Raw genomic sequence first — 18,826 nt, 5'->3', positions numbered from 1 at the left:
CCGGCCGCAGCGCAGCTCGACCTCGCCGCGCAGCAGGTCGGCCCGGCCGTCGGCGGAGGGCGGGAGCGGGCCCGCCGGAGGACCGGCTGCGAACGGCTCGGCCGGACCGGTACCGACGGGCGCGGCCGCTTCGACCGGTAGGCCGCTGAGCAGCAGCCGCGCCCGCCGGGTCTCGCCGGCGGTCCAGGCGTACCGGGCCGCGCCCACCCGCCACTGCGCGACGCGGGCGGGGTCGTCCCCGAGTTCGGCGGCCCGCTCCAGCGCCACCGACGCCCGAGCGCCGCCGACGGTCAGCGCCGCCGCCTCCAGCTCCCCGGCGAGCGCCGGGTCGGGGCCCGCCGCGGCCGCCGCGAGGTGCAGCGCCCGGTCCAGCCGATGCCCCGGGTCGTCGAGCACGCCGGCGAGGCGCAGGTGCGCCGCCCGGCGTTCGGCGATCGGCGCGGCGGCCGCGATCACCGCCCGGGCGATCGGGTGGGGGAACGTGACCCGGTGTGCCTCCACCCGGACCAGCCCGGCCCGCTCGGCCGGGGCGAGCGCGGCGATCGAGGCGCCGCCGACCCGGGCCGCGCGGACCAGTGCGTCCGGCGCCCCGTCCTCGTGGAGCGCGGCGAGCAGCAGCACCCGGCGGGTGTCGTGCGGCAGTTGGTCCAGCCGGGCTCGGTAGGCGCGACCGAGCGCGCCGTCGGCCGGTGGGGCCGCCGGCGGTGGCTCCTCGCCCCGGCAGTGCGCGGTGGTGAGCACCCCGGCGAGGTCGACCAGGGCCTGCGGGTTGCCTCGGGCGGCGACGGCGAGCGCCGCGGTCACCGGCGCGACGGGCGGCTCGGGCAGCCGGTCGGCGAGGAGAGCGGCGCTGGCTCGCTCGTCGAGCGGGCGCAGCCGATAGGTCGGCAGTCCGCCGGGGGGTGCGGACGTCGCGGTGAGCACTACGGCGACCGGTATCCGCCGCAGCCGCCGGGCAACGAAGGCGAGGATCTCGGCGGTCGACCGGTCACCCCGGTCGACGTCGTCCATCGTGCAGAGCAGTGGACGATCTCGCGCGACGACGGCGAACAGCCGCAGCACGGCCAGACCGAGCGCGAGCTGACGCTCGGGCGGGCAACCGGCCCCGGAGAGCACCCGCCGCAGCAGGCGCGACTGTGCGGTGGGCAGGTCGCCGGCCCGGTCGAGCACCGGGTCGAGGAGGCGTTGCAGCCCGGCGTACGGCAGCGTCGCCTCCTCGGCGAGGCCGGCCGAGGCGAGGACGGCACACGTCCCGGCGTGGTGGTGGGCGTAGTCGACGAGGGCGCTACGCCCGGAGCCCGGCTCGCCCTGGAACACGACGGCCGCCCCGCCGCCGGTCAGGCCGCCGAGTAGTCGCCGGATCGCCCGACGTTCCTCGTCCCGGCCACGCAGCACAGCTATTTGCACTGTTGATGCAGCCACCATGCATCGAGTGTCACCTATCGATACACACTTGGAAAGGGGCTGGCGACCCCACGGGCACGCTCGGGCGTCAACCCTCGACGACCTGCGCCAGCAGCGCCCGCACCGTGCGCGTCATGACCGCCCGAGCCTGGTCCACGCCGAGCCCCAGACCGTCGCGCAGCATGGACCAGGCCGGCCACATGCTCGCCGCCACGATCGCGTCGACCAGCTGCCCGCGACCCCGGCCGGCCTGCGCCAGCTCGGCCGCGAAGAGCTGCTCGACCTCGTCGCGTACCCGCTCGATGTGCTTGAGCCGGTTGCGGTGCAGCTGCTCGGACACCGGCTCGCGCATCTGGGCGGCCCGGGCCGACGGCGCGATGAGCTGGAGCAGGCGGGCCCGCTGCCGGCAGTACGCATCGACCCGCTTGGCCAGTGGCAGCGTCGGCGAGATCGCCCGGTACGCGACGTCCTGCCGGCGGAGCACCTCGACGCCGCTGGCCTCGAAGAGGGTCTCCATGTCCTTGAAGTTGGTCCAGAGCGTACGCAGCGAGATGCCGGCGCGCTCGGCGATCCGCTCACCGGTCGGCCGCAGGTCGCCTTCGGAGATGAGGTCGAGGTGCGCCTCGACGATGGCCGCGCGGGTGCGCTCGGAGCGCAGCGTCCGCCCGTCGACGCGGCCCGGAGCCGCCGCCCCGCTCATCCGCTCGCGCCCCCTCACCACCGTCGCGGCCTGTCCGACGGCGAGTCTAGCCAGGCGGTGATCAGCGCCGCCGCCACGGGCCACGACGGCGAATCGCCGCGGCCCGGGACAGGCACCGGCCACGGCGGCGGCGCGTCGCGACGCCGGGCGGCCCGGAGTGCGCCGGGCTCGCCCGCCACCGGCCGGTCCGACGTCGCGGCGGCGAACGCCGCTCTCGCCGCCGCCGGGCAAGCCGACGGTGCCGCGCGTGGGGCCTTCACTTGCACCGCCGCCGCCCGGACATCGACGGACTACCCCGTCCGTAGTGCTGACCAGAATATGCAGTCACAGTGCAGATACTAGGAGCGCTGCCGTGCCCTGGTCAACGACCCGACCGACCCCGCGGCACCCGCTAGGCGGGAGCGGCGGGCGGAAACGGCGGGGGTCGACTCGACTTCCATGAAGTCGGGGCATCCACGTGTCAGGGACAGCCCGACATCAAGGAAGCCGGGTCGATCAACCACCCAGAGACCCATCGACACGACCCTGAGCCGACTCGATCGGCCGCACCCCAACTTGAGGGCAGGGTCGAGCCCGGCCACGGCGGATGATCGTGCCGCGACCGGGCTCGGCGGCCATCGGCGCCGGGTCAGGAGCCGGTCGGCACCCCGTTCGCCGGCGGCTGGACGGGCGTCGCGGTGTACTCGTTCACCGGCCCGTCCGCCTCGTCGGTCTCGTACGCGGGGCCGAAGTAGCTCTGCACTCCCCCGCTGACCCGGGTCAGCCGCTCCCCGCCGTAGCCGGAATGGTCGCTCCCCGAGAAGCGCAGCGGGACCAGGCCCGGGCCCTGGAAGCCGCCCTTGCCCACCGCCTCGAGCAGGCTCTCCCGGGTGAGGTCCTTGCCGGCGGCGAGCAACGCCTGCACGAAGAGGTAGCCGACGGACATGCCGTAGACGACGTTGCCGTCGAACTCCGCGTTCCCGTTGTGCTCCTTGTTGATCCGGGTGAAGAGCTGGATCCACGGGTTGGCGGCGTCGTTCTGCATCGGCAGGTAGTTGCCGCCGATCATCCCCTCGAGCAGCGGTGCGGCCTCGCCGAGCTGCTTGGCCAGGGTCGGGTGGTCCCCGCCGACGTTCGAGACGACCCACTGCGGCTTGAAGCCGAGGCGGGCCGCGGTGCCGATGGACAACGCGGTGAAGCCGGGCACGGTGGCGAGGACGACCACCTGGCAGCCGGCGGACTTGAACGCGCCGATCTGCGGCGCCACGTTCGTGTTGCTGGTGACGTACGTCTGCTTGACGGCCACCGCGTCGGCGCCGAGGATCTTCTCCACCCCGGCGAGGCTGTCCCGGCCGAAGTCGTCGTCCTGGCCGAGGAAGCAGACCTTGCGTCCGGGCATGGTGGTCTTCACGTGCTGGGCCAGGATCTTGCCCTCCACCGTGTAGTCCGGGTTGAAGCCGAACGTGCCGGGATACTTGTCCGGCTGGTCCCAGCTACGGCTGCCGGAGGCGACGAAGAGGTCGGGCACCCGGTTGGTCTTGAGGAAGTCGAGCACGCCGGTGTGCGTGGGCGTGCCGAGCCCGTTGAGGATCGCGAAGACCTTGTCCTGGAGGACCAGCTGGCGCACCACCTGCTGGGTGTTCGCCGGGTTGTACCCGTCATCCATGATCTTGTAATTGATCTTGCGGCCGTGCACCCCGCCGTTGGCGTTGACGTAGTCGAAGTACGCCTTCGTCGCCGGAGCGATCTTCGAGTAGCCGGCAGCGGCCGGGCCGGTGAGCGGCATGTGGGTGCCGACCAGGATCTCGGTGTCGGTGACACCGGGCACGTTTCCGCGGCTGGACCCGGAACCGCCGTCGCCGCCGCAGGCGGCCGTGGCGATGAGCAGAGCGATGGTGCTGGCGATCACGAGACCGCGTCGCGCCGTACGGTGCATGGGGAACACCGACCTTTCCTCGGTGGGGGATTCGTGGTGGGGGTGGGGCGCCCGGCCCGAGGGAAGGCCGGACCGGTGACTCAGGACCGGCCGGCCCGCCAGCGGGCGAGCAGCGCACGGCCGAACCGGGACAGCAGTCCCTGCACACCGCCCGGCGCGGCGAGCATGACCACGACCAGGGTGATACCGAAGATCGCCAGCGGGAGGTTGCCCTCCAGCCGCTGCGCCGCCGCGGCCGGGAGCGTGAGCTGCTCGGTCACCGTGTGGCTGAGGTCGGGCAGGGCGACGAGCATCACCGCGCCCCACACTGCGCCGGCGAGCCGCCCCAGGCCACCGATCACCACGGCCATGAGCAGGAAGAGCGACAGGGTCAGCCCGAAGGCCCCCGGAGACACGCTCTGCGCGAGCACCGCGAGCAGCGCACCGCCGAGCCCGGCGGTCGCGGCGCTGACCACGAACGCGAGCACCTGGGTGCGGGCGACGTGGATCCCGGCGAGGCGGGCGGCCACCTCGTCGTCCCGCACCGCCCGGAACGTACGGCCGTACCGGCTGCGCACCAGGTTCGCCAGCAGCAGCAGCGCGAGCAGGGTGGCCGCACCGGCGATCCAGAGCTGCCACCGCTCGTACGGGAAGTACACGCCGAGCGCCAGCGGCGGCGGCTCGACCGGCACCGACAAACCCTGCTCGCCGTTGAAGACGCCGTCGAACGTGACGGTGAGCGCCGGCACCACGACCGCGACCGCGAGAGTGACGCCGGCCAGGTACGGGCCGCGCAACCGGGCCGCGGCCACCCCCACCACGGCGCCGACCGCGACCGTGGCGACGACCGCCGCGGCCAGCGAGACGAGCAGCACCAGACCGCCGGTGACGCCCCGGTCGTAGAACGCGTTCTGGCACAACGCGACGGTGTAGGCGCCGGTGGCCATCAGCGCGCCGTGTCCCAGCGAGAGCTGGCCGTTGAGCCCGGTGAGCACGGTCAGACCGGCGGTGGCGCAGAGATACGCCGCCACGGTGGCGAGCTGGAAGTTGCGGAACGGCTCGACGGCGTAGCTCACCCCGACCAGCAGCAGCCCGGCCACCGCCACGACGGCGAGGTGACGCAACAGGGTGCTGCCCCGCCGACGCGGGTCACCCGGCCCGCCGGCCACACCGGTCGTACGCTCCCGCGGCGGCGTCGCCGCCGACGTGGCGCTCACACCCGCCTCGCCGCGACCGGGGCGAACAGACCGCCGGGACGGACCAGCAGCACCGCCAGCAGCAGCACCAGCACCGCCAGCGGGGTGAGGTCACTACCGGCGTAGCCGCTCACGTAGGAGAGCAGCAGGCCGACGATGAGGCCGCCCACCACCGCCCCTGGTGGACTGTCCAGCCCGCCGACCACCGCCGCGGTGAACGCCGAGACGAACACCAGGTCCATCGCGTGCGGATGCAGGCCGAGCTCGGTCGGGATGACCAGCATGGCCGCCAGCGCGCCAACCCCGGACGCGAGCGCCCAGCCGAGGGTGAGCATGCCGCCGACGTTCACCCCGAGCAGGCGGGACACCTCGGGAGCGAACGCCGCGGCCCGCATCCGCAGGCCGACCGCCGTCCGGGCGAAGATCCAGGCGAGTGCGCAGACCACCACCGCGACCGCGCCGAAGACGAACAGGTCGTACGGGGAGAGCACGGCCAGCCCGCCCACGGTGAACGCGCCACGCGAGAAGGGCGCCTCGGCGGGCCGGAACTCGCTGCCGTAGATCATCCCGAGGACGGCCTGGATCAGCAGCACCAGCCCCAGCGCCACGATCACCGGATTCAGTGGCGAGGTGTGGTCGACGTACCGCATCACGGCCCGGTCGACGATCGCGCCGAGCAGCAGCCCGGCCAGGAGCGCGACCACGAAGCCCAGCCAGTACGAGCCGGTGGCCGAGGCGACGCTGTACGCGACGTACGCGGCGGCGACAGCCATCGCGCCCTGGGCGAAGTTGACGACCCGTGCGGCCCGCCAGATCAGCACCAGCGCGAGCGCGAACGCGGCGTAGACCGCTCCCCGGGACAGGCCGTCCAGGGTGAGGAAGACGAAGCGGTCCAAAATTGTCCCTCCCGGTGGTCAGAAACCGAGGTAGGCGTGACGGAGGTCGACGTCGTCGCGCAGAGCGGCGGCCGATGCGGTGGTGACCACCCGCCCCAGCGACATCACCACGCCCTGGTCGGCCACGGAGAGCGCGCTGCGGACGTTCTGCTCGACCAGCAACACGGTGAGCCCGGTGCCGTCGCGCAACTGCCGCAGCAGGGCCATGGTGCGGGCGACCACCCGCGGCGCGAGGCCGAGTGACGGCTCGTCGAGCAGCAGCAGGCGGGGCCGACCGACCAGCGCCCGGCCGAGCGCGAGCATCTGCCGCTCACCCCCGGACAGCTGGTGGCCGAGGTGCCGCCGGCGCCGGGCCAGCGCCTCGAAGAGCTGGTAGACCTCGTCGAGGGCACGGGCGGCGTCGGCCCGGTCACGCCGCCACAGCCCCCCGAGGCGCAGGTTCTCGTCGACGCTGAGCTCGCCGATCACGCCGCGCCCCTCCGGCACGTGCGCCATGCCGCGATGCACCAGCCGCTCGACCGGGACACCCCGCAGGTCCTCCCCGGCGAGCTCGACCCGGCCGGCCTGCGGGCACAGCACACCGGAGATCGCGCGCAGCAGGGTGGTCTTGCCGGCACCGTTGGCACCGACCACCGCCGCGATGGTGCCGGCGGGAACGGTCAGGTCGACGGCGTGCAGCACCGGCGCGGCACCGTAGCCCGCCACGAGACCCCGCACCACCAGCAGGTCACCACGTTCGCTCATGCCGCCGCCTCCCTCCGGTCGGCGACGCCACGAGACTCGACCGCACTGCGCCAGACGATTCGCTCACTACGTTCGCTCATGCCGCCGCCTCGTCGACGGTGGCGCCCAGGTAGGCGTCGGTGACCGCGGGATCGTCGCGGACCTCGTCCGGGGTGCCGGCGGCGATCACCCGACCGAAGTCGAGCACCACCAGCTCGTCGCAGACCGACATCACCAGGTCCATGTGGTGCTCCACCAGCAGCACCGCGCACGGATCGGGGTCACGGTGCGGCAACTGCCGGATCAGCTCCGCCAGCTCGGCGATGTCCTCCGCGCCGAGGCCACCGGCGGGCTCGTCGAGCAGGAGCAGCCGGGGCCGGGCGGCGAGCGCCCGGGCCAGGGCGACCCGCTGGCGTACGGCGAAGGGCAGCGTGCCCGGCGCGGCGTCAGCGTGTGTCGCGATGCCCAGCCGGTCGAGGACGTCGAGTGCGTCCCGGCGCAGCCGGGCCTCGTCGCGGTCGCTGCGCGGCAGCCCGAGCAGCGCCGGGAGGAAGCCGGCCCGGGCGGTATGCGAGGCGCCGGTCATCACGTTCTCCAGGACGGTCAACCCGGCGAAGAGCCCGGTGCCCTGCAACGTCCGGGCGACGCCGAGCCGGGTCAGCCGGTGCGGACGCGGCCGCAGCGACCGGCCGTCCAATGCGATCGATCCCGACTCCGGAGCGACGAAGCCGCAGATCACGTTGAACAGCGTGGTCTTACCGGCGCCGTTGGGGCCGATGACCCCCACCACCCGGCCGGACGGCACCCGCAGCGAGACGTCGTCGAGGGCGGTGAGGCCGCCGAAGCGCACCCCGATGTGGTGCAGTGCGAGCCCCTCCTCCATCACCCATCCCCCGGGTCGTGGCAGGCGTTATTTACACTCGCAGTGTACTTTTCTCGATTACCGCGTCAATACTTTCGATGTTTCGATCCAATCGCCCAACCGGCCGGCGCGCCAGCGGCCGGACGTACCGACACCACGGACCTTCCGACCAGACCCCGCGCATCGACGCCGGCCCTCCTCGACCCCCTGCTGATCATGAAGTTGTTGCCGCGACACGCCGCCGCGGCACGCAACAACTTCATGATCGACGCGCAAGGGCGGCGGGGAGGGCGGGGCGGCCGTTGCGGTGGCCGCCCCGCACTGAACGTCAGGCGCTGGGGCAGGTGTTGCGGTAGTCCTCGATCGCCAACCCGCTCGGGCCGGGACAGAGGAACTGCTCGTAGCGGGTGTCGTTGTCGACGAACCGCTTCAGCCAGGCCACCGCCTGCCGGGCGGTCGGCGTGTTCACCGTCTGCGGGAAGAAGTGGCTCTCGCCGTTGAGCTCCAGGTACGCCTTCTCCGCGGACGCCGGGATGCTGTTGTAGAACGGGATCGAGTGGCTGGCGACCGGGGCGACGGTGTCGTACTCACCGCCGACGACCAGCGTGGGCACCTGGAGCGTGTTCCAGGTCTTGTCGAGGTTCCATGGGGCGAGGGGCACGGCGGCCTGCAGCGACGGTCGTGCCGCGGCCGCCTCCAGGCTGCCGCCGCCGCCCATCGAGTGACCGGCGACGGCAAGCCGGCTGCCGTCGATCCGGCTGCGCACCGAACTCCGCTCGACGAGGTAGTCGAGCGCGGCGAGCAGTTGCTGTCCTCGGCTTGCCGGCTGGTCGAGCCGGGTGTTGGTCTCGATGCCGATCACCACGAAGCCGTGCGAGGCGATCCGCGGGCCGAGCCAGCTGATGCTGGACCAGGCAGCGGTGAAACCGGGCGAGATGGCGATCGCGCCGAAGGTGCCCTGGCCGGTGTCGGTCGGGTAGTAGATGACACCGCCGCCGAAGCCGGTGACGCTCAGCGAGGAGACGCTCTGCGACGCGGTGCTGAAGGGGCCGCGGGCGGCCTCGAGCAGGGCGACGGTAGGGGCCGGGCCTCGCTCGTACGGGTTGTCGGCGGCCTGGGCCGGGCCGGACGACGTGACCAGGGCGCCGCTCGCGACCAGGACGGCAGCCATCGCGGCCCGGCCGATGCGGGACAGGACGGAACGGGGACGGGTGGTGGTGGGTACGGGCACGTCGGGCTCCCTAGCGGTGGGGGAAATATCGACGTGCGTAAGTCTTGAGCGCGCCCACCCGTCGCCGCATCGGTGAAATCACCAGTCCCGCACGGGTGACGGGCCGCCACCGCGGGTCCGCCGTCCGAAGCAGGGTGGATACCGTGTCGGTGGCCCTTACCGGTGGCGGCGTACACGGCGCGCGTCAGAGGAGGCAGGCGCGGTGTCGTTCAGTCCGCTCCCCCGCATCCTGCGCCGGCGCGGCGAGCCCGGGTATCCGACGTTCCTGGAGCTCTTCTTCGACGTCACCTACATCTTCATGCTCTCCCGGATCGCCGCCGCGTTCGTCGGCGACCTCACCGTGCGGGGCGCCGCCCAGGCGACGATCCTGCTGCTGGCGGCATGGTGGGTCTGGGTGCTGACGGCGTGGCTCACCGACCTGTTCAATCCGCAGCTGCCTATCATCCAGGCGACCGTGCTGCTGGTCATGTTCGGCACCCTGGTCATGGCCATAGCGGTCCCCCAGGCCTTCGGTGAGGACGGGTGGCTCTTCGTCGCGGCGTACTTCGGGATCCACGTGGTCCGCGACGCCGTACTCATTCCGGGCACCCGGGTGAACCGCTCGATCCAGGCGCGCAGCGTCCGGGTGTTCTTCTGGTTCGTCGTCACCGCCGCGCCGTGGGCGGCCGGGGTGTTCGTGGCGGGGTGGCCGCGGCTGGTCCTCTGGGGATTCGCGGTGCTGGTCGATCTCGGCTCGGCCCGGATCGGCTGGCCGACGCCCCGGCTCGGACGCACCGAGCTGGCCAGTCAGATCTTCACCGGGACGCATCTGTCGGAGCGGCACCAGCAGATCTTCCTCATCGCGCTCGGCGAACTCATCCTCACCGTCGGCGTCGGGCTGAGCGCGAACGACCTCCGGGCCCCCGACTACGCGGCCTGCGCCGTCGCGTTCGCCACCGGGATCCTGCTCCTTCGGCTCTACTACCACCGGGTGCGGCAGCTCCTCGCCCCACCCGGCCTCACGACGGTGGAGCAGGTGCGCCCGGGCACCGCCACGTCGTACACCCATCTGGTGATGGTGGCCGGCGTGCTGCTGACCTCGGCGGGCCTCTCGCTGGTGATCGATCAACCGCTCGGCCGAACGCCGGCCGCGTGGGCGGCCGTCATACTCGGCGGCTCGGCGCTCTTCCTGCTCGGCAGCTGCCTCTTCGACGCGGTGCTGACCGGCCGGGTGCTCTGGTCCCGGGCCCTGGGCATCGTGGCGCTCGGCGCCCTCGCGCCGGCGGGGGCGCTGCTTCCTCCGCTGGGCGTCCTCGTGGTGTCGAACCTGGTCCTGCTGCTCGTCCTGGCCGGGGAGTCGGTGGCTCCCCGCTCACGGCTGGTCGGCGTCCCGACCGGTTGAGCCTCGCCGTCCGACCTGTCCGCCCGGCCCGGCGAAGACGGGGAGGCGACGCTCAGCCGAGCCCCGGCGGAGCCGCCGTGCGTGGATGCAGCCGAGTGGCCACCAGGTTCGCCACGGCGATCAGGGCTAGGACGACCACGGCGAGCAACGCGACCAGGACCGGCGGCAGCAGGGACGAGGCCGGCGCCGCGCCGGCCAGCAGCACCAGCCCTGACACCCGGGAGCGGGAGATCCGGCCGAACACGGTGTAGTCGAGCAGCCCCCGGCCGATCAGGAACAACGCCGGGCCGCCGAGGATGACGGCGGCCCACGACGGTGGCGTGTCGCCGAACGGCCGCGCCACGACGAGGTCGCTGGCCACCGCCACGCCGACGATGCCGGCCACCATCACCAGGTGGCAGACCGCAGCGGCGCGGGTGAGCAGCGCCGGGTCCGCCGACCGGGTGATCGCCTCGGTCAGCAGTTCACCGGCGCGGTAGATGTAGATCCGCCACATCAGCACCACGATGGTGAACACCACCGCGAGGGCGTAGCCACGGCCCAGCGTGTGTTCGTGCTGGCTGAACGTCGTACCGGTCGTGAGGATGGAGGCCCCGAACGCGACCACGATGAACTGCCGGTACCGCTCGGGGACCCGCTCCCCGCCCAGCCGCCATTCCATGGATTTCGAGCGGCCGAGCCGCGGCACCGGCCAACCGAGCACGGCAGCGGTGTACTCGACGGCGATCGCCAGAGCCCAGATCCCCAGCCTTGCCGGGCCCTCGACCAAGGCGCCGGCGATCCAACCGGCGGATCCCAGGATGTCCCAGAAGGCGATCCTGCGGGCGCGTCGTGGCCCGGCCGGGTCCCGTGCGTGGAACAGGGAGTAGCCGATCGAGCTGAGGTGGATGAAGCTGTAGGCGCCGGCGAAGAGCAGGCCGCGATCTCCGAAGGCGCCGGGTGCGGCGGCGGCCATCAGCAGGCTCGCCGCCGCCACGCTGATGATGTGCGCCTGAACCGACGGTCGTTCCGGGCCGGAGGTGCCGCTCACCCAGGTGGTCAACGACCAGATCAGCGCGAACGCGAAGAGCAGCACCAGCGTTCGGGCGACGCCCGTCAAGCTCACGTCGCCGGCCAGGGTCTTCGTCAGGGAGACCAGCGCGAAGACGTAGACCAGGTCGAGGAAGAGTTCCACGAAGAGCGGGCGACCGGCATCCCCGGTCGCCTCGGCCTCGCTTCCCGCCACCGTCAACGCGCGTCACCCGGTCCACCGCACCGACCCTGCTTCCGACAGTACGGGACAGGGAAGGCCGGACACACTGATCATCTATTTCTTACAGGCTGGTAGCCGTGATCTTTCATCCAGAAGTCGAACTATTGCGATGCAATGACGCCGACTGGCATGATGGCCGTCAATTCCCCTGACCGGCGAAGGAGCCATACCCATGGCGCTCACCCGTCGCACCCTGATCGGCTCCGCGGCGGCGGGATCCGCGCTCGCCGCCCTTTCCGACCTGGCCGCACCCGCCCCGGCCGCCGCGGCCAGCCCACCCGGGGACGTGGTCGGCAAGATCACCGTTGGCTACCAGGGATGGTTCAGCTGCCCGGGTGACGGCGCCCCGATCGGCGGCTGGTGGCACTGGAGCCGGGACCGCTTCCAGCCCCCGTCACCGACCAACACCACGATCGTGTCCTGGCCGGATCTGCGGGACTACGTCCACGGCTACCCCACCGCGTACCCCGACCTCGGCGACGGCCGACCGGCCCGGCTCTTCTCGTCGTACGACCAGCAGACCGTCGACACCCACTTCCGCTGGATGCAGGAGCACGGTTGCGACACCGCCGCCCTGCAGCGGTTCAACCCGTTCGGCGACGAGGGGCCGACCCGCGACGCCATGGCGGTCAAGGTCCGCAGCGCCGCCGAGCGGTTCGATCGCAAGTTCTACGTCATGTACGACGTCACCGGCTGGACGTCGATGCAGTCGCAGATCAAGCAGGACTGGACGGCGAAGATGTCGGCGCACACCGCCTCACCGGCGTACGCGCGCCAGAACGGCCGGCCGGTGGTGTGCGTGTGGGGGTTCGGCTTCGACGACGACGGCAGACCGTTCCCGCCCGAGCCCTGCCTGGACGTCGTCCAGTGGTTCAAGGCGCAGGGCTGCTACGTCGTCGGAGGGGTGCCCACGTACTGGCGGCAGGGCGTCAACGACTCCCGCCCGGGCTTCGGCGAGGTCTACCGCGCCTTCGACATGATCTCGCCGTGGATGGTGGGCCGCACCGGCACCCTCGACGGCCTGGACTGGTTCCACACCAACGTCAACGTGCCCGATCTGGCTGACTGCGCCGCGCACGGCATCGACTACCAGCCCTGCGTCATGCCGGGCGACCTCTCGGCCGGGCATCGCCGGCACGGCGACTTCTACTGGCGGCACCTCTACAACCTAACCCGCCTCGGCGCGCAGGGCCTCTACGTCTCGATGTTCGACGAGTTCAACGAGGGCAACCAGATCGCCAAGACCGCCGAGACACAGGCGAGCACCCCCGCCGGGGTGGGCATCCGCGCGCTCGACGAGGACGGCACCTTCTGCTCGGCCGACTACTACCTGCGGATCACCGCCGACGGCGGGCGGATGTTCAAGGGTCAGCTCCCGCTCACCCCGGTACGCCCCACCCCGCCGGTCCCCGGTGACGGTCCGCCGCCGGGCGGCAACCTGGCCGCCGGGCGGTCGGCCTCGGCGAGCAGCCAGCACGGGCCGTACGTCGCCGGCAACGCCGTCGACGGCGACCGGGGCAGCTACTGGGAGAGCGCGAACAACGCCTTCCCCCAGTGGTGGCAGGTCGACCTGGGCGCCGGGCACCCGGTGAACCGGCTCGTGCTCGCCGTACCCGCGGGGTGGGAGGCGCGGACCCAGACGATCTCGGTGCAGGGCAGCACCGACGGGTCGTCCTTCAGCACGCTACTGGCCGCGACCGGGCTCCGGTTCGACCCGGCCACCGGCAACACCGCCACCGTCACGCTGCCGGGCACCTCCGCCCGGCACGTCCGGGTCACGGTCACCGGCAACACCGCCTGGCCCGCGGCACAGCTCTCCCAGGTCGAGGCGTACGCGGACGGCGGCACATCCACTCCGCCCACCGCGCCCGGCAACCTCGCGGTGACCGGGCGGACCGCCACCAGCGTTTCGCTGGCCTGGTCCGCCGCCACCGACGCCGACGTACTGTCCGGCTACCAGGTCCGGCAGGGCACGACGACGGTCGCCTCGGTCACCGGCACCTCGGCCACCGTCACCGGGCTGAGCCCCGCCACCGCGTACACCTTCACGGTCGTCGCGCTGGGCCCGGACGGCACCTCGTCGCCGCCGTCGAACGCGGTCACGGTGACCACCGAAGCGGCCGCACAGACCGACCTGGCCCGCGGTCGACCGACCGCGCAGAGCAGCCAGACCCAGTCGTACGGGAGCGCCAACGTGGTCGACGGCGATCCGGACAGCTACTGGGAGAGCGCCAACAACGCCTTCCCCCAGTGGGTGCGGGTCGACCTCGGGACGGCCACCACCGTCGGCCGGGTCGTGCTCCGGCTGCCCCCGGTCGCGACCTGGGCGGCCCGGACCCAGACCCTCTCGGTCCAGGGCAGCATCGACGGCAACGACTGGAACACCCTCGTCGCCTCCGCCGGCCGACGCTTCGACCCGGCCACCGGCAACCAGGTGACGGTCACGTTCTCCGCCACCGCGACCCGGTACGTGCGCGTCCACGTCACAGGCAACACCGGCTGGCCCGCCGGACAGCTCTCCCAGCTCGAGGTCTACGCCGCCTGACGCCCGAACAGGCCGAAGGCCCGCTACCCAACGGGTCTCCCCCGGGCAGGCCCAGGCAACGCCGCGCGCCGCAGCACTCCACCACCGAGAGAGATGAGCCCTTCCATGAACCGGAGCATCCGCGCGGAACTGCCGCGCACCCGACACCGGCGGCGGGTGACGCTCGCCGCCGTGACCGCGCTCGCCACGGCACTCGGCATCCTGGCCGGCGCACCGGCCGGGGCCGGCAGCCGCGACGCCGGCCACGCCGCCGGCCCGGTCGTCACCCGGGCCGCGCTCGATCCGCACCTGGTCGCCGGCCGGGGCGCCCAGGTCGCCTTCCTGGAGCAGGAGGCGGAGAACGCGACGACGAACGGTGAGGTCATCGGGCCCGACCGGAACGCGTACACGCTGCCCTCGGAGGCGTCCGGACGGCGGGCGGTCCGGCTGACCCCCGGCCGACACGTCGAGTTCACCCTGCCCGCGGCCGCCAACGCGATCACCGTCCGCTACAGCATCCCCGACGCGCCCACCGGCGGCGGCATCACGGCGCCGCTGGACGTCGCAGCCAACGGCAAACGGATCCGCACCATGACGCTGACCTCCCAGTACGCGTGGCTCTACAACCAGTACCCGTTCACCAACGACCCGGACGCGGACCTGCTGCACCCCGACTGGTGGATCACCGAGTGCTCCTGCGTGCCGGCGGAGACCACCCCCTTCCCCACGATCCAGAAGCCGTTCCGGCCCAGCCACTTCTACGACGAACAGCGGTTGCTGCTCGGTCGCACGTATCGGGCCGGCGACCGGATCCGGCTCACCGCGCCGGCCGGCAGCAACGCCGCGTGGACGGTCATCGACCTGCTCGACTCGGAACTGGTCGGTCCGCCTAAGGTGCGCCCGCTCGCCGCGAACGTGCTGGCCTTCGGCGCCGACCCGACCGGCCGCCGGGATGCCGCCCCCGCGATCGAACGCGCCATCGCCTTCGCCCGCCGTACCGGACTGCCCGTCTATCTCCCACCGGGCACCTACCAGGTCAACCGGCACATCATCGTCGACGACGTGACCATCCGGGGCGCCGGCAACTGGTACACGATGGTCAAGGGCCGCGAGGTGGCGCTGCCGACCCCGGCGCCGGACGGGTCACAACACACCGGCGTCGGCTTCTACGGCAGGGACGCGGCCGACGGGGGCAGTCGCAACGTGCACCTCTCCGACTTCGCCATCGAAGGTGACGTCCGGGAGCGGATCGACACCGACCAGGTGAACGGCATCGGTGGGGCGATGAGCGACTCGACCGTCGACGGGCTGCACCTGCGCCACACCAAGGTCGGCCTGTGGTTCGACGGGCCGATGCGCAACGTGCGCGTCACCGACAACATCATCGTCGACCAGATCGCCGACGCGCTGAACTTCCACACCGGCGTGACCGACTCGCTCGTCGCCGGCAACTTCGTCCGGAACACCGGCGACGACGGCCTGGCGATGTGGTCGGAGCAGGCGGCGAACGCCCGCAACACCTTGGCCGGCAACACGGTGCAGTCGCCGGTGCTCGCCAACGGCATCGCCGTCTACGGCGGCGGCGACAACACCGTCTCCGGCAACCTGGTCGCCGACCCGGTGCGGGAGGGCAGCGCCATCCACGTCGGGTCCCGCTTCGGTGCGGAGCCCTTCACCGGGCACCTGGGCATCACCGGCAACACGACGGTCCGGGCCGGCACCTGGGAACTGAACTGGAAGATCGGGCTCGGCGCGATCTGGTTCTACGCCCTGGACCGCAGCATCGACGCCCGTATCGAGGTGACCGGGGACGCGTACCTCGACAGCACCTACAACGCGATCATGCTGGTCAGCGAGTGGGCGGTGAAGGACCTCTACTCGATCAACGGCGTACGCTTCCGGGACATCCGGGTCGACGGCGCCGGCACGTCGGTGGTCAGTGCCCGTACCGCCGGTTCGGCGTCCTTCCGGAACGTGGACGCGCGGCACGTCGGGGCGGTCGGCGTGAACAACTGCGGCTCGTTCCAGTTCACCCCGGCGGGCTCGGAGTTCGGCCTCACCGACCTCGGCGGCAACGACGGTGGCTGGCTGGCCGACTGGCAACTGCCGAACACCATCACCTGCGACGACCGTCCACCCGTGATCCCGCCACCCCCACCCACCCGCTGGTAACCCACCCCCGACCATCGCTTTGATCATGAGGTTGACGGCGGCCGAGATCCGCTCCGCCGTCAACCTCATGCTCGACAGGGTGGACGGGGGTCAGGTCGTGGAGTGGGCGCTGTCGCCGGCGGTGGCGGCGAACGTGGCACCGCTGACCGTCCGCGCCTCGTCCGAGGCGAGGAAGGCCACCAGCGGCACGCCATCCTCCGGCGCGAGCCACGGCACGCCGAGCGGCGTACGCCCGCGCAACGCCTCCACCGCGGCCGGTTCGTCCCGGGTCACGTCGCCAAACGGGGTACGCCCGGCCTCGGCGAGCGCCTGCGCTGCCGTCCTCGAATCGCACGTTGCGCCGAGCCGCTACTCCGGTGCCTCCGGCCCGAGCAGCCGGACCTCCTCGATGTCCAGGGCGGCCTGGAGCTCCCGCAGCACGACGTCGTCGATCTCGTTGGCGTCACGCATCCGGGTGATCTCCCGGCGTTTGTGCTCGATCAGGCCCAACCGCAACCGGCGCTCCCGCTCGCTGGCCCGTGGCGGCCCCTCCCCCTCCTGTTCGGAGTTGAGGTCCTCGATGAGCGCCTCGTAGTCGGTGCGGACCCGGTCCCGCACATCGTCGTCCGCGCCGACCTCCTCGGCGATCTGCGGCAGCGCCGACAGCCCCGCCTGTCCGGCCCGTACCCGGGCCTGGCGCACCTCTTCCACGCGCCGCGGGTCGCCCATCAGCCCCGCCCAGCGCACGATCAGCGGCAGGGTGGTGCCCTGAACCAGCATGATCGCGAGGATCGCCGTGGCCGTACAGAAGATGATCAGATCTCGTTCCATGACCTGATGCCCGTGCGTGTTCAGCGGAACGGCCAGCGCCGCCGCGAGCGAGACCGCGCCCCGGTATCCGGTCCAGGTCGCGACGACGCGTAACCGGATGCCGGCGGCCTGTCGCTTCGCCCGAGGGTTGACCGCCCGGATCGGGTACGACGACAGGAGGATCCACGCGGCCCGGGTGAGTACCACCACCAGCGTCACGACGGCCGCGATGATCACGGCGCGCCCGATGGACACGCTGGTGACACTGCGCACCGCTCGGGGCATCTGCATCCCGAGCAGCACGAAGAGCGCGCCGTTGATCAGGAAGGTCGAGAGATCCCAGAACGAGAACGCCACCAGCCGGGAACGGGCCCGGATGACCCGCGGACCGGCGTAGGAGAGCACCAGCCCGGACACCACGACCCCCAGCACACCACTGGCGTGGATCTGTTCCGCCAGCACGAACGCGGCGAACGGGGTCAGCACGCTGAGCGCCCCCTCGCGCATCGGGTCGTCGATGTGCCGCCGCGCCAGCACGACCAGACCGCTGACCACGAGTCCGGCGGCGATACCGCCGGCGAACGAGAGGCTGAACTCGCCGGCCAGTTCCAGCGCCCCCGGCACGGCGCCGCCGGCGAGCAGGCCGACCGTGACGGAGAAGAGGACCAGGGCGGTGCCGTCGTTGATCAGGCTCTCCGCGCGCAGGGTGGTGAGCAGCCGGCGCGGCATCCGCTTGGCCAGGCCCGACACCGCGGCGGCGTCCGTCGGGGCCAACACGGCGCCGAGCACCCAGGCCGCCGCCGGGTGGACGCCGAGCGCCTGCGCGGCGAGCGACACGGTGACGGTCGTGAGCCCCACCAGCACCACGGCGAGCAGGCTGATGACGAGCAGGTTGTTTCGGATCTCGCGCAGGCTGGTGGTCAGCGCCTCCCGGTAGAGGATCGCCGGCAGGAAGAGCAGCAGCACCACGTCGGGTTCGAGCACCACGTGCGACAGCGGCGGAAGGAGGGCCAGCAGCCCGCCCAGGACGATGAGCAGGACCGGCGGCGCGACCCGGTAGCGGCCGCCGAGGGTGGTGCCGACGATCACCGTGACGGCCAGCACCACGAGCAGCAACAGCCCCTCCACGTAGCACCCCCCGCCGACGCCGCGGTGACCGTTCCGAAACCACTGTCGCCGCTGCGGGCGGGTCAGGGAGGCGGAACGGACGCAGCACGCACCGGTTCACCGGCGCGTGGCTGGAGGCGGCGCGAAGCCACGATCGGCGTCGGATCCTCCCCCGGTGGGGCGGCCGCGTGGCCGGCGGGCTCGGGTCACCGGCGGAGTGCACGTATCCGAACCCTGCGCCGTTCCCTGATGATGAGCGCGGAGGCCGGATGGCCCGGCTCCCTGGATCCGGGGGTTTGCGTGCCGGGTAGCGGGGTATGGGCGGCCATGCGTACGGCACTGATGAACAAGCTGGAGCGGGCGTCCGCGCTGGATCCGCTTGGGGACCGGCTACAGCCCAGGGTGTGGGCACTGCTGAGGCCGCAACGGGTCAAGGACGCCCTGCACGGCGTGTGGCTGGGTCATCCACTGCACCCGGCGCTGGTGCAGATCCCGATAGGCGCGTGGGTCAGCAGCGCCGTACTCGACCTGCTGCCAGGGCGGCGGCGGATTTCCGGGCAGGAGCAGGCCGCCACCACCCTGGTCGCGGTCGGCACCGCAAGCGCCCTGCCCGCCGCGCTGACCGGCCTCAACGACTGGTCCTGGCTCTGGCAGGAGGAACGGCGAGTCGGCCTGGTGCACGCCGCCGCCAACGC

General features: G+C 72.4%; 15 protein-coding genes. 4 read left to right on the top strand and 11 right to left on the bottom strand.

Translation table 11 applies throughout. The annotated features are described in order from the left end of the window. From ABZS42_RS30820 to ABZS42_RS30785, 8 genes are all read right to left on the bottom strand, one after another. On the bottom strand, positions 1-1,425 hold a 1,425-nt coding region (locus tag ABZS42_RS30820; RefSeq protein ID WP_355151297.1), incomplete at its 3' end, for an AAA family ATPase. Between the two features lie 67 nt (positions 1,426-1,492). After that, positions 1,493-2,104: a TetR/AcrR family transcriptional regulator gene (locus ABZS42_RS30815; RefSeq protein ID WP_355151295.1), complete on the bottom strand. Its 612-nt coding sequence runs from the start codon at positions 2,102-2,104 to the stop codon at positions 1,493-1,495. 628 nt (positions 2,105-2,732) lie between these two features. Then, on the bottom strand, positions 2,733-4,019 hold the full coding sequence (locus ABZS42_RS30810; RefSeq protein ID WP_355151303.1) for an ABC transporter substrate-binding protein: 1,287 nt from the start codon (positions 4,017-4,019) through the stop codon (positions 2,733-2,735). Between the two features lie 80 nt (positions 4,020-4,099). Continuing rightward, on the bottom strand, positions 4,100-5,215 hold the full coding sequence (locus ABZS42_RS30805; protein WP_355151293.1) for a branched-chain amino acid ABC transporter permease: 1,116 nt from the start codon (positions 5,213-5,215) through the stop codon (positions 4,100-4,102). After that, positions 5,212-6,090, bottom strand: coding sequence for a branched-chain amino acid ABC transporter permease (locus ABZS42_RS30800; protein WP_355151291.1), 879 nt, complete (start codon positions 6,088-6,090; stop codon positions 5,212-5,214). Before ABZS42_RS30800 ends, ABZS42_RS30805 begins: the two co-directional genes overlap by 4 nt. A gap of 18 nt (positions 6,091-6,108) precedes the next feature. Beyond that, the gene (locus tag ABZS42_RS30795; RefSeq protein WP_355151289.1) at positions 6,109-6,834 is read right to left on the bottom strand and encodes an ABC transporter ATP-binding protein; all 726 of its coding nucleotides are present in this window, start codon (positions 6,832-6,834) and stop codon (positions 6,109-6,111) included. Positions 6,835-6,910: 76 nt separating this feature from the next. Then, positions 6,911-7,696, bottom strand: a complete 786-nt coding sequence (locus tag ABZS42_RS30790) for an ATP-binding cassette domain-containing protein (protein WP_355151287.1) — start codon at positions 7,694-7,696, stop codon at positions 6,911-6,913. A gap of 307 nt (positions 7,697-8,003) precedes the next feature. After that, complete coding sequence (locus ABZS42_RS30785) at positions 8,004-8,846, bottom strand: alpha/beta hydrolase (protein WP_355151301.1); 843 nt, start codon at positions 8,844-8,846, stop codon at positions 8,004-8,006. A 262-nt stretch (positions 8,847-9,108) separates the two neighbouring features. Between ABZS42_RS30785 and ABZS42_RS30780 the strand changes: the two genes are divergently transcribed. Then, positions 9,109-10,287, top strand: coding sequence for a low temperature requirement protein A (locus tag ABZS42_RS30780; protein ID WP_355151285.1), 1,179 nt, complete (start codon positions 9,109-9,111; stop codon positions 10,285-10,287). Between the two features lie 52 nt (positions 10,288-10,339). Here the strand turns inward: ABZS42_RS30780 and ABZS42_RS30775 are convergent, their stop codons facing one another. Next, positions 10,340-11,512 carry a low temperature requirement protein A gene (locus ABZS42_RS30775; protein WP_355151299.1) on the bottom strand — a complete coding sequence of 391 codons (1,173 nt, stop codon included), beginning with the start codon at positions 11,510-11,512 and terminating at the stop codon, positions 10,340-10,342. Positions 11,513-11,711: 199 nt separating this feature from the next. Here ABZS42_RS30775 and ABZS42_RS30770 point away from each other — a divergent pair, with 199 nt between their 5' ends. Both ABZS42_RS30770 and ABZS42_RS30765 read left to right on the top strand, forming a co-directional pair. Next, the gene (locus ABZS42_RS30770) at positions 11,712-14,084 is read left to right on the top strand and encodes a discoidin domain-containing protein (RefSeq protein ID WP_355151283.1); all 2,373 of its coding nucleotides are present in this window, start codon (positions 11,712-11,714) and stop codon (positions 14,082-14,084) included. A 105-nt stretch (positions 14,085-14,189) separates the two neighbouring features. After that, the gene (locus ABZS42_RS30765) at positions 14,190-16,235 is read left to right on the top strand and encodes a glycosyl hydrolase family 28-related protein (RefSeq protein WP_355151281.1); all 2,046 of its coding nucleotides are present in this window, start codon (positions 14,190-14,192) and stop codon (positions 16,233-16,235) included. Between the two features lie 90 nt (positions 16,236-16,325). Here the strand turns inward: ABZS42_RS30765 and ABZS42_RS30760 are convergent, their stop codons facing one another. After that, positions 16,326-16,508, bottom strand: coding sequence for a hypothetical protein (locus ABZS42_RS30760; RefSeq protein WP_355151279.1), 183 nt, complete (start codon positions 16,506-16,508; stop codon positions 16,326-16,328). A gap of 75 nt (positions 16,509-16,583) precedes the next feature. Beyond that, positions 16,584-18,152, bottom strand: a complete 1,569-nt coding sequence (locus ABZS42_RS30755) for a Na+/H+ antiporter (RefSeq protein ID WP_355151277.1) — start codon at positions 18,150-18,152, stop codon at positions 16,584-16,586. 306 nt (positions 18,153-18,458) lie between these two features. Between ABZS42_RS30755 and ABZS42_RS30750 the strand changes: the two genes are divergently transcribed. Beyond that, on the top strand, positions 18,459-18,826 hold a 368-nt coding region (locus ABZS42_RS30750; protein ID WP_355151275.1), incomplete at its 3' end, for a DUF2231 domain-containing protein.

Source organism: Micromonospora sp. NPDC005367, assembly GCF_040606825.1.
GTDB lineage: Bacteria > Actinomycetota > Actinomycetes > Mycobacteriales > Micromonosporaceae > Micromonospora.
This window is presented reverse-complemented; position numbering and strand designations above follow the sequence as displayed.

Bases quoted from the DNA above. Each gene is read 5' to 3' on its own strand.
- ABZS42_RS30815 (WP_355151295.1), bottom strand. From the start codon at position 2,104: ATGAGCGGGGCGGCGGCTCCGGGCCGCGTCGACGGGCGGACGCTGCGC.
- ABZS42_RS30810 (WP_355151303.1), bottom strand. From the start codon at position 4,019: ATGCACCGTACGGCGCGACGCGGTCTCGTGATCGCCAGCACCATCGCT.
- ABZS42_RS30795 (WP_355151289.1), bottom strand. From the start codon at position 6,834: ATGAGCGAACGTGGTGACCTGCTGGTGGTGCGGGGTCTCGTGGCGGGC.
- ABZS42_RS30790 (WP_355151287.1), bottom strand. From the start codon at position 7,696: ATGGAGGAGGGGCTCGCACTGCACCACATCGGGGTGCGCTTCGGCGGC.
- ABZS42_RS30785 (WP_355151301.1), bottom strand. From the start codon at position 8,846: ATGGCTGCCGTCCTGGTCGCGAGCGGCGCCCTGGTCACGTCGTCCGGC.
- ABZS42_RS30770 (WP_355151283.1), top strand. From the start codon at position 11,712: ATGGCGCTCACCCGTCGCACCCTGATCGGCTCCGCGGCGGCGGGATCC.
- ABZS42_RS30765 (WP_355151281.1), top strand. From the start codon at position 14,190: ATGAACCGGAGCATCCGCGCGGAACTGCCGCGCACCCGACACCGGCGG.